The sequence below is a fragment of the Corynebacterium sp. genome, assembly GCF_022712195.1.
In the GTDB taxonomy this organism is placed as follows: Bacteria; Actinomycetota; Actinomycetes; order Mycobacteriales; family Mycobacteriaceae; genus Corynebacterium.
Genome location: NZ_JALAGY010000026.1, coordinates 1 through 12510, shown reverse-complemented (window position 1 = coordinate 12510; position 12510 = coordinate 1). Strand labels below are relative to the sequence as shown.

At 69.4% G+C, this 12510-nt stretch carries 13 protein-coding genes; 5 read left to right on the top strand and 8 right to left on the bottom strand.

Annotated elements, in window-relative coordinates; all coding sequences use genetic code 11:
* Nucleotides 1–9: 9 nt before the first annotated feature.
* The 3 genes from Q0A34_RS03270 to lysS all read right to left on the bottom strand — a co-directional run bounded on the left by Q0A34_RS03270 (nt 10) and on the right by lysS (nt 4479).
* Nucleotides 10–1218, bottom strand: a complete 1209-nt coding sequence (locus tag Q0A34_RS03270) for an acyl-CoA dehydrogenase family protein (RefSeq protein ID WP_291478432.1) — start codon at nt 1216–1218, stop codon at nt 10–12.
* A gap of 34 nt (nt 1219–1252) precedes the next feature.
* Nucleotides 1253–2662 carry an acyl-CoA dehydrogenase family protein gene (locus tag Q0A34_RS03265; protein WP_291478430.1) on the bottom strand — a complete coding sequence of 470 codons (1410 nt, stop codon included), beginning with the start codon at nt 2660–2662 and terminating at the stop codon, nt 1253–1255.
* 263 nt (nt 2663–2925) lie between these two features.
* The gene (lysS, locus tag Q0A34_RS03260) at nt 2926–4479 is read right to left on the bottom strand and encodes a lysine--tRNA ligase (protein ID WP_291478517.1); all 1554 of its coding nucleotides are present in this window, start codon (nt 4477–4479) and stop codon (nt 2926–2928) included.
* A gap of 229 nt (nt 4480–4708) precedes the next feature.
* On the opposite strand from lysS, the gene Q0A34_RS03255 reads away from it, so the two are divergent.
* Both Q0A34_RS03255 and Q0A34_RS03250 read left to right on the top strand, forming a co-directional pair.
* Nucleotides 4709–5743: an SPFH domain-containing protein gene (locus Q0A34_RS03255; RefSeq protein ID WP_291478428.1), complete on the top strand. Its 1035-nt coding sequence runs from the start codon at nt 4709–4711 to the stop codon at nt 5741–5743.
* Complete coding sequence (locus Q0A34_RS03250) at nt 5733–5927, top strand: hypothetical protein (protein ID WP_291478426.1); 195 nt, start codon at nt 5733–5735, stop codon at nt 5925–5927. Before Q0A34_RS03255 ends, Q0A34_RS03250 begins: the two co-directional genes overlap by 11 nt.
* A gap of 37 nt (nt 5928–5964) precedes the next feature.
* On the opposite strand, the gene Q0A34_RS03245 is transcribed toward Q0A34_RS03250, so the two are convergent.
* On the bottom strand, nt 5965–6261 hold the full coding sequence (locus tag Q0A34_RS03245) for a DUF503 domain-containing protein (protein WP_291478425.1): 297 nt from the start codon (nt 6259–6261) through the stop codon (nt 5965–5967).
* Between the two features lie 145 nt (nt 6262–6406).
* On the opposite strand from Q0A34_RS03245, the gene Q0A34_RS03240 reads away from it, so the two are divergent.
* The gene (locus Q0A34_RS03240) at nt 6407–7630 is read left to right on the top strand and encodes a hypothetical protein (protein ID WP_291478423.1); all 1224 of its coding nucleotides are present in this window, start codon (nt 6407–6409) and stop codon (nt 7628–7630) included.
* Here Q0A34_RS03240 and Q0A34_RS03235 read toward each other — a convergent pair.
* Nucleotides 7614–7988, bottom strand: a complete 375-nt coding sequence (locus Q0A34_RS03235; RefSeq protein ID WP_291478421.1) for a hypothetical protein — start codon at nt 7986–7988, stop codon at nt 7614–7616. The two genes, Q0A34_RS03240 and Q0A34_RS03235, sit on opposite strands and share 17 nt — an antisense overlap.
* Before the next feature lie 289 nt (nt 7989–8277).
* Here Q0A34_RS03235 and Q0A34_RS03230 point away from each other — a divergent pair, with 289 nt between their 5' ends.
* Entirely contained in the window at nt 8278–8916 is a 639-nt protein-coding gene (locus Q0A34_RS03230) for a HEAT repeat domain-containing protein (RefSeq protein ID WP_291478419.1), read from the top strand.
* A 9-nt stretch (nt 8917–8925) separates the two neighbouring features.
* Complete coding sequence (locus Q0A34_RS03225) at nt 8926–10014, top strand: MerR family transcriptional regulator (RefSeq protein ID WP_291478416.1); 1089 nt, start codon at nt 8926–8928, stop codon at nt 10012–10014.
* On the opposite strand, the gene Q0A34_RS03220 is transcribed toward Q0A34_RS03225, so the two are convergent.
* The 3 genes from Q0A34_RS03220 to Q0A34_RS03210 are packed head-to-tail and all read right to left on the bottom strand — an operon-like array spanning nt 9971 to nt 12315.
* The gene (locus tag Q0A34_RS03220; protein ID WP_291478415.1) at nt 9971–10546 is read right to left on the bottom strand and encodes a GNAT family protein; all 576 of its coding nucleotides are present in this window, start codon (nt 10544–10546) and stop codon (nt 9971–9973) included. The genes Q0A34_RS03225 and Q0A34_RS03220 overlap by 44 nt on opposite strands.
* A gap of 10 nt (nt 10547–10556) precedes the next feature.
* Nucleotides 10557–11795 carry a globin domain-containing protein gene (locus Q0A34_RS03215; RefSeq protein WP_291478414.1) on the bottom strand — a complete coding sequence of 413 codons (1239 nt, stop codon included), beginning with the start codon at nt 11793–11795 and terminating at the stop codon, nt 10557–10559.
* 13 nt (nt 11796–11808) lie between these two features.
* On the bottom strand, nt 11809–12315 hold the full coding sequence (locus tag Q0A34_RS03210; RefSeq protein ID WP_291478412.1) for an Rrf2 family transcriptional regulator: 507 nt from the start codon (nt 12313–12315) through the stop codon (nt 11809–11811).
* Nucleotides 12316–12510 lie beyond the last annotated feature (195 nt).

The window sequence follows — 12510 nt, the reverse complement described above, 5'->3', positions numbered from 1 at the left end:
TTTGACCTGCTACTTCAGCTGTGCGGAGGTGAGCTCCAGCTCACGGCGTGCGACGACCAGCTGCTGGATCTGCTGGGTACCCTCGAAGATGTCGAGGATCTTGGAGTCGCGGGACCACTTCTCGAGCAGGGAACGCTCGGAGTAGCCGTAGGTGCCGGCGAGCTCGACGGCGCGCAGCGTCAGCTCGGTGGCCATGCGGCCGGCCTTCGCCTTGCACTCGGAGGCTTCCTTGTTGTTCGGCTGCTTGTTGTCGGCCATCCAGGCTGCGCGCAGTGTCAGCAGGTACGCGGCCTCCCAGTCCGACTCCAGGCGGATGTACTCGGCCACCGCGGCGGGCTGGTTCCAGCTCGGGGTGTCGTAGTCGATCTCCAGGCCGGACTTGGTCAGGATGGTGCGCAGCTTCTCGAGGGACGCGCGGGCCACACCGACGGCCATGCCGGCCACCAGCGGACGGGTGTTGTCGAACGTCGCCATGACGCCGCCGAAGCCCTTCTTCGTGTCGACCTCGGGGGAACCCAGCAGGTTCTCCTTCGGGACGCGCACGTTGTCCAGGATGAAGTGGGCGGTGTCGGAGGCACGGATGCCGAGCTTGTGCTCCAGACGGACCAGCTCGAAGCCGGGGGTGTCGCGCGGGACGACGAAGGACTTGATGGCGGCGCGGCCGGCGGACTTGTCGACCGAGGCCCAGACGACCACGTGGGTGCAGCGGTCACCGGCGGTGACGAAGATCTTCTCGCCGTTGAGGACGTACTCGTCGCCGTCCAGCTTGGCGGTGGTGGAGACCGCGGCGGAGTCGGAGCCGAACTGCGGCTCGGTGATGGCCATGGCGGCCCAGACCTTGCCGAAGCGCTCGAGCTGCTCGTCGGTGGCGACGGCGGCGATCGCGGAGTTGCCGAGGCCCTGGTAGGGGATCGACAGGGTCAGTCCGACATCGCCCCAGCAGGTCTCGATGACGTTGACCAGCGACGACATGTTGCCGCCGTTGCGGACGGAACCGTCGTCCTTCTTCTTGTCGCCGCGTCCACCGGAGGCGCCGGCGAGGTTGCCGCCACCGTCGGTCATGCCCTCGACGAGGGAGGCCATGGTGTCGAGCTCGATGGGACGCTCGTGCTCGGCGAGGTCGTACTTGCGGGAGATGGGGCGGAAGATCTCCGCGGCGGCCTGGTGGGCCTGGTTGATGGTCCCGCGCAGCTTCTTCGGGAGTTCCAGGTTGATCATTTCAGTGCTCCTTCGATGTTGTTACTGACGGGACTTACAGGACCACGACGCCTTCGGCGACACCGATGGCACGCAGGTCGCGGTACCACCGCTCCACCGGGTGCTCCTTGGTGTAGCCGTGGCCGCCGAGCAGCTGGACGCCGTCGAGTCCGATCTGCATGCCGCGGTCGGCGGCGAAGCGGTGGGCCAGGGCGGCCTCACGGTTGAAGGACAGTCCCTGGTCGATCCGGGAGACGCCGCGGAGCATGATCATGCGCAGACCGTCGAGTTCGATGCGGATGTTGGCGACCATGAAGGCGACGGACTGGCGGTGCGCGATGGGCTCACCGAAGGCCTCACGCTCCTTGACGTAGGGCTTGACGTACTCGAGCACGGCCTCGGAGGTGCCGGCGGCCAGCGCAGCCCATCCCAGGCGGGCACGGCGGATGATCTCCGCGTAGTTCTCGGTGCGGGTCTCGGCGTCCAGGTCGGCGCCACCCAGCAGGTTCGACGCGGGGACCTTGACGTCCTTGAGCAGGACACGGCCCAGGCCGGCGGCGCGGATACCCATGGACGGGTCAGCCTCGACCACGACGCCCTCGGTGGAGGACTCGACGATGGCGAAGGTGTTGACGCCGTCCAGGTCCACGGCCACGACGAACAGCTCGGCCGAACCGGCGCTGGGGACCATGGTCTTCACACCGTTGATGACGATGTCGTCACCCTCGCGCTTGGCGGTGGTCTGCAGGACGAAGGGGTCGAACAGGGCGCGGGACTCGTTGACGATCACGGCGGCCTGGGGGACGGACTCGCCGGCGAACTCCGGCAGGTAGGTCTTCTGCTGCGCGTCGTCACCGTAGTTGGTCAGGGTGGTGGCGACACCGGCGGGAGCCAGGATCGCGACAGCCTGCCCCATGTCACCGAAGGCGAGCGCCTCGGCGACGAGGGCGGAGGTGGTGGAGGCGGACTCGGAGGCCAGGCCCTCGAACTCCTCGGGCAGGCTGACCAGGGAGATGCCCAGCTCTGCAGCGGTGTTCAGCACCTCCTGGGAGGTCTCGGCCGCCTCGTCGGCGTCGTGTGCACCCGGACGCAGCTGCTCCTCGGCGAACTCACGCACGGCGGAGGACAGCATCTCCTGGTCCTCGGTGGGGGTCAGGTCGAACAGGGCCTTCGCGGGCTTCTTCGGCTCAGTGGTGCCGTCGCCCTCGCTGCCCTGGTTCTCCAGGCGCACCGGCTTGCCGGAACCCTTGGACTTCTTGAACTGGCGGTTGATGGCACCGAGGGTGCGCATCCCGCCCTTGGTGGACTCGTAGGCCACGCGGTCGACCTTCTCACTGAGACCGTACCTGGTGGCCAGGTCGGAGCCGGTGAAGCGCGTCAGCACACGCATCGCGGTGCCGATGGCGTCACGCTTGATGGTGTTGAGGCCCGGTGTGGAGTCGTTCCGCTTGCTTCGGTCACTCATGGTGAGGCAGCTACCTTTCGCTGTACTCGGTTGTCGCCCCGGTGGTCACCGGCGGGCGCACAGTCTTGGACAGACATGGAGTTGGGTCGGACAGATAATGATTACATCATAACCACGAACCATGACCCGCGTCACAAATGACCAGATTCGACGACTGTCACACAGTTGGTGACGGAAACAGTTAGATCGGGGCAGGTGACGCACCCTGCCCCGTACCCCCGACCTCTACCCCCGTAGTGGCCCCTACAGACAGACCGCGGTCGTCAGCTGTCGCGTTCCGGCTTCACCATCGGGAACAGGACGGTCTCCCGGATCCCCAGTCCGGTCAGCGCCATCAGCAGGCGGTCGATCCCCATGCCGTTGCCGGAGGTCGGGGGCATGCCCTGCTCCATCGCCGCCAGGAAGTCCTCGTCCAGGACCATCGCCTCGTCGTCGCCGCCGGCGGCCAGACGCGCCTGGTCCTCGAACCGCTCACGCTGGATGACCGGGTCCACCAGCTCGGAGTAGCCCGTCGCCAGCTCGAACCCGCGGACGTAGAGGTCCCACTTCTCGGTCACGCCCGGCTTGCTGCGGTGCTGACGGGTCAGCGGGGAGGTCTCGACCGGGAAGTCACGGACGAACACCGGGCCGTAGAGCTGGTCCTCGCACAGCAGCTCCCAGATCTCCTCGACGAGCTTGCCGTGCCCCCAGCCGCCCTTCTCCGGGACAGGCAGGCCGACCACGCCCGCCAGGGCCTTGAGGTCCTCGACGGAGGTGTCCACGGTGACCTCGTCGACCACGTCCTGGTCGGGGAACTTACGGTGCAGCGCCTCGTTCAGCGACGGGTACATCTCCATGGTCCGCCACTCGCCGCCGAAGTCGTACTCGGTGCCGTCGACCAGGGTGACCGTGGTGGACCCGAAGACCTCCTCGGCGATCTCCTGGATGACCTCGCGGATCAACGTCGCGCCGGTGTCGTAGGTGCCGTAGGCCTGGTAGGTCTCCAGCATCGCGAACTCCGGTGAGTGCGAGGAGTCCACACCCTCGTTGCGGAAGTTGCGGTTGACCTCGAAGACCTTGTCGATGCCGCCCACCACGCACCGCTTGAGGTAGAGCTCCGGGGCGATGCGCAGGTAGAGGTCGATGTCCAGCGCGTTGGAGTGTGTCTCGAAGGGACGTGCCGCGGCGCCGCCGTGCAGCGTCTGCAGCATCGGCGTCTCGACCTCCAGGAAGCCGCGCCGTTCCAGGGCGTGCCGCAGGGCGCGCATGACCCTGATGCGGGTCACCGCGTTGGTCCGGGCCTGCTCCCGCATGATCAGGTCGGTGTAGCGGTGACGGATGCGGGTGTCCTCGCTGAGCTCCTTGTGCGCGACCGGCAGCGGACGCAGCGACTTCGAGGCCATCGACCAGGAGTCCGCCATCACGGAGAGCTCGCCGCGCTTCGAGGCCACCACGCGGCCGTGGATGAAGACGATGTCGCCGAGGTCGACGTCGGACTTCCAGGACGCCAGGGCGTCCTCCCCCACCTCGGCGAGCGACAGCATCGCCTGCAGCTGGGTGCCGTCGCCGTCCTGGATGCGGGCGAACGCCAGCTTGCCGGTGTTGCGCACGAAGATCACCCGTCCGGCGATGCCGACGACGTCCCCGGTCTCGTCGCCGGGCGCCAGGTAGGTCACGCCGTCGGCGCGCTCCACCGCGGCGGCCTCGTCCCCGTCCTTCGGAAGGACCGCGTAGGACGCGACGATCTCCTTGAGCGCGTGGGTGCGGGGGACCTCCACCGGGTACGGGTCCCGCCCTTCGGCGATGAGGCGGTCGCGCTTGCCGCGCCGGACCTTCACCTGCTCGGGGAGGTCGGCTCCGTCGACCTCCGGGGGGACCTGAGATGCGTTCTGGGGGGAGTTCTTCGCGTCAGTCACGGTGCCCCAGCCTACTGCATGGCCGCGCACGGACCTGCCCTGAGGCCAGTCGGCCGACGGCCGCACCACCGGGGCATTGACATCAAACTGATATCACTTTACTGTTAAGTGATATCAGTTTCCGGAGACTCCGGGAACGGGAGAGGACACCATGGCCAACGAACAGACCACGCCGCACGCCACGCCCCCCGACGCAGCCCCCGACGGCGTCGCCGGGACCCCCGTCGGACACGACGGCACCAACGTCAGCATCAGCGAGCACCGCGCGTGGTCCGGGTCCACCGGACTGGCCGTCACCGCGCTCCTCGGCGGGGTCGTCCTCTTCCTCGCCGCGGTCGCCCTGATCGTGTGGGCCGCCGTCGGCATGGGCACCGGGAACCTCGCCGACGCGCTCGGCGGGACGCTCGTCGGCGTCGGCGTGGTCCTGGTCCTCGTGTCGGTCGTCGTCCTGACGATGCTGCGGGTCATCAACCCCGGTCACACCCAGGTCGTCCAGTTCTTCGGACGCTACCTCGGCACCAACCGCACCACCGGACTGACCCTGGTGCCGCCGCTGGCGACCTCGAGGAAGGTCAGCGTGCGGGTCCGCAACTTCGAGACCAACGAGATCAAGGTCAACGACCTCAACGGCAACCCGGTGAAGATCGGCGCCATCGTCGTCTGGCAGGTCTCCGACACCGCCAAGGCCACCTTCTCCGTCGAGGACGTCGAGGAGTTCATCCACTCCCAGTCCGAGTCCGCCCTGCGCCACGTCGCCACCACCCACCCCTACGACTCGGTCCCGGGCCGCGTCAACGCCGACGGCAGCTCCGGCGAGGCCGCCACCAGCCTCGCCGGCTCGACCGACGTGGTCTCCCGGGAACTCGCCGACGAGGTCGCCGCACGTGTCGCCGTCGCCGGCCTCGAGATCGTCGAGGCCAGGATCTCCGCACTGTCCTACGCCCCGGAGATCGCCGGCGCGATGCTGCAACGCCAGCAGGCCCAGGCTGTCGTCGACGCCCGTGAGCAGATCGTCGACGGCGCGGTGTCGATGGTCCAGACCGCCCTCGACCAGCTCGAGGAACGCGACATCGTCGACCTCGACCCGGAACGCCGGGCCTCGATGGTCTCCAACCTGCTCGTCGTCCTGTGCTCCGACTCCTCGACCCAACCGGTGATCAACACCGGTGGTCTCCATGGCGCGTAAGAACGTCCCACTGCGCATCGACCCGGCGGTCTACGACGCGATCGCCCGCTGGGCCCACGACGACCTGCGCAGCGTCAACGCCCAGATCGAGGTGATGCTGCGCGACCAGCTGCGCCGGGCGGGCAGACTGCCCAAGTCCACCGGCGAGCTGCCGCGGCGGGGCCGTCCCCCCAAGAAGGAGTGAGCGGGGCACGCACAGCGACCCGCCGCCACAGATGTCTTCAGAGGTCTTCAGAGGACAGGTACCGCAGTTTCGCCGACAGCACCTGGATCTCGGGCCGCGCCGCCACCAGACGTTCCACCGCCTCCATGACCTCGACGACACGGTCACGGTCACCGCTGACCGTCGAGGCGCCGATCCCGGTACGGCGGTGCAGGTCACGGTGGTCGACCTCCGCCACGGACACACCGAACCTCCGGTGCACCTCGGCGATCACCGGCCGCACCACGGAGCGCTTCTGCTTGAGGGAGTGCACGTCCCCGAGGAGGACGTCGAGTTCAAGGGTTCCGATCCACATATGAGCCGCAACAATAGCCTATGCAGGGAAGAAGGAACAGGGCGGCGACCCCCGCCCCCGCTGCGGTAGAGTCCCACCGTCTGGAACACAGGCGACGTCAGGACGTCCGCACACGGACGTCAGCAACAGTGAGGACGGGCACCCCGTGAAAGCACAACTCAAGATCTCCATGGCATTCCTCGGTCTCCTCGTCGGCGCAGGCTTCGCCACCGGGCTGGAGGTGATCCAGTACTTCGCCTCCTTCGGCCTCGACGGCCTGTGGGGCGCGGCCCTCGCCGGAGTGGTCATGGCCGCGGCCGGCGCGGTGATCCTGCAGCTCGGCAGCTACTTCCTCGCCGACGAGCACAAGTCGGTGTTCCGCGGCATCACCCACCCCACCGTGTCCTGGGCACTGGACATCGTGGTCACGGTGACGTTGTTCTGCGTCGGTTTCGTGATGCTCGCCGGCGCCGGGGCGAACCTGGAGCAGCAGTTCGGCCTGCCCGGCTGGGCCGGGGCGCTGGTGATGACCGTCCTGGTGATGGTGACCGGGCTGCTCGACGTGGACAAGGTCAGCGGCATCATCGGCGGCCTGACGCCGCTGCTGATCATCGCCGTGCTGGTCGGCTTCGTCTACACGCTGTTCAACCTGCCGGAGGACTTCGGGGCCGTCAGCGACCTCGCGTCGCGGGAACCGTCCCCCGTGGGCCCGTGGTGGCTGTCCGCCCTGAACTACAACGGACTCGCCCTGCTGCTGGGCGTGTCGATGTCCCTGGTGATCGGCGGGAACCACACCAGCATGCGGGACGCAGGACGCGGCGGGCTGCTCGGCGGCGTCATCTACACCGTCCTGCTGGGTCTCGCCGTGTTCACGCTGCTGGCCAACATCGGGACCGTGGCCGGTGACGACGTCCCGATGCTGACCCTGTTCCACTCCATGCACCCGGCCATGTCCTTCGTGATGGTGTTCGTCATCTTCGCGATGATCTACAACACCGCCATCGGCATGTTCTACGCACTGGGCAAGCGGGTGACCTCGGCACATCCGTCCCGGTACACGCCGGTGTTCCTGGCCCTGTGCGCCGCCGGGTACGCGGTGAGCTTCGTCGGCTTCGACACCCTGATGACCTACGTGTACCCCGTCCTCGGCTACCTCGGGATGGCGATGGTGGCCCTGCTGGTCGGCTGGTGGGTCTTCTCACGTGCACGCCTGTCAGAGGAGAGTGGTCACCGGGACACCATCCGCGACCTCACCGAGCGACGTGAATCCGACGACGCGGACTTCGGCAGTGCCGAGGAGGCCGAACTGTCCGAGGCGCTGGAGGACTCCGACGCCGACACCGAGGCGCTCGCCGAACAGGTGGACAGTGAGGTCAGAGGGCCGCGTTGACCGGGGCGCAGGCGTTCCGCTTCCCCCACGACGGGTAGAGCAGGCGACGTTGTGAGGCGACCGGGTCGAACTGGCCCCGCACGCACACCAGCGCGGAGAGCTCGGGGATGAAGAGGACCTCACCGAGCACGGAGTCCCTGGCGAAGGCGGCGACGTCGTCGAGACTGTGGTTCCAGCCGAGACGGGTCTCCCCGTCGACCCCGGCCTCGAACCAGCCTCCGCCGAGGTCGGTGAGCTCCACAGGGGCGAAGCGTCCGAGGTCGCCTGAGGCGGGGTGGAGCACCTCGGCGACCTTGCGCGCCTGGATGTGGTGGACCTGGTGTCCGGGGTGGAAGAGACTGCATTGTGGATGACGCATGATGCTCCTGCGGTTTCGCGTTTCCCCGTCGGGTCATCTGTGCCCGACCGGGCCGATCGTCCTCGGAGGCACCGGTGTCCGCGACACGGTTGCCAGCCACCCTCTCCGGCCGGGGCCCGGGCGGTCACTGCACTGTGGACGCGGTGTCCGCGGGGGTGGACTTCTTGATCGTGGTCCTGAGCCTAACACACCACCAGACAGCTCTGTCTAGTTCTTTTCACGACGCACACCCGCCCGGTCTCCCCGTCTAGCTTGACCCTGACACTGTGTCAGGGTGTCCACTGGCACCATGAACCTCAACCACCCCGACCCCTCGGTCCGCCTCCGCGCCGCCCTGGCTGCGGGCACCGACGGCGGCGCCACCGTCCACGAACTCGTCGCCCGGTGCGCCGTGGAACCGGACTTCTTCGTCCGCGACATGCTGACCTGGGCGCTCACCAGGTTCCCGGCGCGCCTCACGGTGCCCGCACTGCTCGACGAACTGCACTCCCTGGTCCCCCAGGCGCGGTCCCAGGCGCTGCACACCCTGTCGAAGATCGGTGAGGCCGCAGACCGTCCCGTATACCCGCACATCACCGACGACCTCCTCGCCGACGCTGACGACGAGGTCGCCCGCACCGCGTGGCGCACCGCGGTCGGCTGCGTCCCCCGCCAGGACGCCGGACAGCTCGCCGCCCGTCTTCGCGGTCAGCTGGGCCGCGGCCCGCGGGAGATCCGGCGCAGCCTCACCCGGGCCTACCTGGACCTCGGGGAGAGCGGCCGGCCGGCCCTGGAGTCCGTCGCCGGGGAGGACGGACCGGCCGACTCCCCCGCCACCGTGCACGCCACCGTGCACGCCACCGCCACCCTGATCCTGCTCGACGACCCGGACCACGGCTTCGACGCCGCCGAGTACACGGCCACCCGACAGGAGCAGGGACCGCACTAGGATCAGGGCATGCTCATCGGTGAGGTGTCGCGCAGATCGGGGATCAGTGTGCGCATGCTGCGGCACTACGACTCCCAGGGTCTGGTCTCCCCCTCCCGGCGCACCGGCGGCGGCTACCGGGACTACTCCCGCGGGGACCTCGGACGCCTGCTGAAGGTCGAGTCGCTGCGCTCCCTGGGGATGGGGATCGCGGAGGTCCGCACCGCGCTGGACGACCCCGGGCTGGATGTCGCCGCGGTCATCGACCGGCTGCGGGAGGAGACCCGCCAGCGCATCCGTGAGGAGCAGGCCCTCCTCACCCACCTGGACTCCCTGGGCGGCCACGCGGGCCGGGACGGGGGCGGTGCACCGGAGAGCTGGGACGACGTCCTGGCCGTCACCTCGCTGCTGAACGCACTGCGCTCGGGGCACCCCACCGAACGGCAGTCGGCGGCGCTGCGCAGCACCCCGGGGCAGGCGACGACGGCCCTCGTCTCGTCCTACCTGGATGAACCCGACCCGAACGTCGCCGGGACGCTGCGCTGGTCACTGGCCCGTGCCGGTGAGGACGCCGTGCCTGCACTCGTGGCGCGGATCCCGTCCGCGGACGCCCCGACGCGCCTGCGCATCGTCGAGGCTCTCGACGCCGACGCCGTCCCCACTGTCCCCACTGTCTCCACCGTCCCCGACGTTCTTGCCGTCCTCACCGATCTGGCCGACGACCCTGACCCGACCGTCCGCTCCCGGGCGGTGCTGTCCCTGGCCCGACGGTCGGGGCCCGCGCCGACCGGAGGCCTGGTCGACCGTCTGGTAACGCTGGTCACCGACGGCGACCACGACGTCGAGGCCGCCGAGGCACTCACCGCACTGTGCCGCCGCCACCCCGCCTCCGGGGAGACGGTCGTCGCGTCACTTGTCGCCGCCGGTGGCCCGGCGTCGCCGGCGTCACCCGGGGCACGGTTGCGCACCGTCCAGGCACTGGCCGAGCTCTCCGGCACCGTGGACGCGGCCGTGCCCGCCCTGGCGGACTTCGCCACGGACCCCGACCGCACCGTCGCCCGGACCGCCCGGGCGCTCAGCGGTCGGTCGCCAGGCGGGCGAACGTGTCGAGGTCGTTGAAGCGGCCGCGCAGCATCTCGGCGTCACGCGCCGTCCCCTCGTGCCGGAACCCGGCGTTCACCGCCACCGCGCAGGACGCCCGGTTCCGCGGATTCGCCCGGATCTGCACCCGGTGGACCCGGTAGTCGAAGAGGAACTCGGTGACCGTGCGCACCACCGCCGTCATCAGGCCCCTCCCCCGCAGGTGGGGCGCGGTGGTGTAGCCCAGCTCCACGCACCGGCCCTCCCTGCTGACCAGCCGCACCTCCAGTGTCCCGCCGAACTTCCCCGGCGCGTCCGGGTCGTCGACGATCCACAGCATCGCCGTGGGTGAGCGGGCCATCGTGCGCAGGAACGCCTCGGCGTCGCCGCGGGTGTAGTCCTCCTCCAGGTGGGTGTAGCGTCGCGAATCCTCGTGCCTGCTGGACACCACCAGCCCCTGCAGGTCACTCTTCACCGGGGCCCGCAGACGCAGCACCGACCCGTCGTCGAGCTCCCCGACGATGTCCGCGGACGGCAGGGGCCAGCTCAACGGCGATTCGGGATCGGTCATGACGCCCCGACTACTCCCCCAGCAGCCAGTCGTTCGGCCCGAAGAGCTCCACGTGCACCGCGGCGGGACGCAGTACCGCAGTCTCCGACTCCAGCTGGGAGCGCACGTCCTGCAGGAACGCCGTACCACCGCACAGGTACCACACCGCCTCCGCCGGCACCACGGACCGGGCGGCGAGGGGCGCCAGGTCCACGGTGTCGCCGTTGTCCCGGTAGCACTCCACGACCTGCACCGTGGCACCCGCGTCCCGCAGGGCGGCGACAGCGGCGGCAGTCACCTCACGCTGGGCGTAGGACGCCTCGTCGTCGTCGGCGTGGAGCACCGTCACCGTCGGGGCGGTGCCGGCGGCGACCAGCGCGGACAGCATCCCGGTCATCGGCGTGGAACCGATACCCGAGCTGACCAGAACCACCGGGACGTCACCGGAGGTCACGGCGTCCTCCAGCACCAGGTCCCCGGCCGGGAGGGTGGCGTCCACGCGGTCGCCGACGGTCAGCCCGTCCAGCAACGCCGCCGACACCTCCCCGTCTCGCTGCACGGCGATGGTGAACCCCTGGGCGTCCCACCCCACGAGGGAGTACTGGCGCAGCTGCCGGGCACCGTCGGGCAGGACGACCCCGACGGACACGTACTGGCCGGCCCGGGCCCCGGCGAACTCGTCGGGGGCGGTGAAGGTGAACTCGGTGACCGTGTCCGACAGGTCACGGCGGGCCGCCAGGACGGCGTCCCGGAAGACGTCGCCCGGTTCGACACCCGCGGCCCCGTACAGACCCGACTCCGCGTCGATGAGCACCTCGGCCATCAACCAGTACACCTCGTCCCACGCCTCGGCGACGTCCGGGGTGACCGCGTCGCCGAGGACCTCGACGATGGCGGCGAAGAGGTGGTCGTGGACGATCTGGTACTGGTCCGCGGTGATCCCCAGCGAGACGTGCTTGTGCGCGATGCGTGACAGCATCGCCACCGGGTCCGGGGCGTCCGGGTCGACCAGCATGGTGGCGAAGGTGGCCACCGACGCCGCCAACGCCTTCTGCTGCCCGCCGGACCGCTGGTTTCCCCGGTTGAAGGTGTCACGGATCAGTTCAGGGTGCGCGGCGAACATCCGGTTGTAGAAGACCGGGGTGATCTCGTTGATGTGCGCGCCGATGACCGGCAGCGTCGCGACGACAGTCGCCTCGTGGCCGGGGGTGAGCCGGCGGGACCGGACGGAGTCGGACAGGGCGGTGGTCGGGTTCGTGATGGTGGACATAGGTGGGTGTTCCTTACTCGTCGGTGTCGTGGTCCCCGGCCCGGGGCGCAGGGTGCAGCGTGGGCATGCCCACACTGACCGGACCGGTCGCCGGGGCGGCGTTCCGGTCGATGAGCTCCCCCAGGGAGATGCCGTCGAAGGTGGCGAAGAAGTTCTCCTGCGCCTCGGCGAGCAGGTGGCGGAGCGAACAGTCGCGCCGGGCCAGGGGGCAGGGGGTGTCGCCGTCGCAGTCGACGACCTCGTGGCGGCCCTCCAGGTCGCGCAGGAGCGTGCCCACGTCGACCGAGCGTGCGCCGTCGGCCAGGTACACCCCACCGCTCCGACCCCGAACCGATCCGAGGATCCCCGCGCCGGTGAGCCGGGCGATGACCTTCTTCACGTGTGACGCCGGTGCCGCGGTCTGGACCGCGAGTTCACCGATGGTGCGCCGCTGGTCGGGGTCGGTTGCCCCGGCTGCCCCGGTGTCCCCGAGGATCATCAGCGACCGGAGCCCCAGGTCAGTGAACTTCGTGAGGTGCATGGACTCCACGGTAGGCCCGGCGGACCCAAAGGTACATCTGAGATACCCCATAAAAGAGAGCGCGCCGCGCAGGTCAGGGTAGGGTTACCGGCCGCGGACCGGCGGCTTCGGCACCGGGGCGCCGACGGGGATTGATCTCGGTCACATTTTTCGCCGCTCCCCTGTTCGTGCCCCCCCCCACGCAGCCGGCGGCTG

Excerpts from the sequence above, each read along its gene's own strand:
- Q0A34_RS03270 (WP_291478432.1), bottom strand. The coding sequence starts at position 1,218 with ATGATCAACCTGGAACTCCCGAAGAAGCTGCGCGGGACCATCAACCAG.
- Q0A34_RS03265 (WP_291478430.1), bottom strand. The coding sequence starts at position 2,662 with ATGAGTGACCGAAGCAAGCGGAACGACTCCACACCGGGCCTCAACACC.
- Q0A34_RS03255 (WP_291478428.1), top strand. The coding sequence starts at position 4,709 with ATGGCCAACGAACAGACCACGCCGCACGCCACGCCCCCCGACGCAGCC.
- Q0A34_RS03250 (WP_291478426.1), top strand. The coding sequence starts at position 5,733 with ATGGCGCGTAAGAACGTCCCACTGCGCATCGACCCGGCGGTCTACGAC.
- Q0A34_RS03245 (WP_291478425.1), bottom strand. The coding sequence starts at position 6,261 with ATGTGGATCGGAACCCTTGAACTCGACGTCCTCCTCGGGGACGTGCAC.
- Q0A34_RS03235 (WP_291478421.1), bottom strand. The coding sequence starts at position 7,988 with ATGCGTCATCCACAATGCAGTCTCTTCCACCCCGGACACCAGGTCCAC.
- Q0A34_RS03230 (WP_291478419.1), top strand. The coding sequence starts at position 8,278 with ATGAACCTCAACCACCCCGACCCCTCGGTCCGCCTCCGCGCCGCCCTG.
- Q0A34_RS03225 (WP_291478416.1), top strand. The coding sequence starts at position 8,926 with ATGCTCATCGGTGAGGTGTCGCGCAGATCGGGGATCAGTGTGCGCATG.
- Q0A34_RS03220 (WP_291478415.1), bottom strand. The coding sequence starts at position 10,546 with ATGACCGATCCCGAATCGCCGTTGAGCTGGCCCCTGCCGTCCGCGGAC.
- Q0A34_RS03215 (WP_291478414.1), bottom strand. The coding sequence starts at position 11,795 with ATGTCCACCATCACGAACCCGACCACCGCCCTGTCCGACTCCGTCCGG.
- Q0A34_RS03210 (WP_291478412.1), bottom strand. The coding sequence starts at position 12,315 with ATGCACCTCACGAAGTTCACTGACCTGGGGCTCCGGTCGCTGATGATC.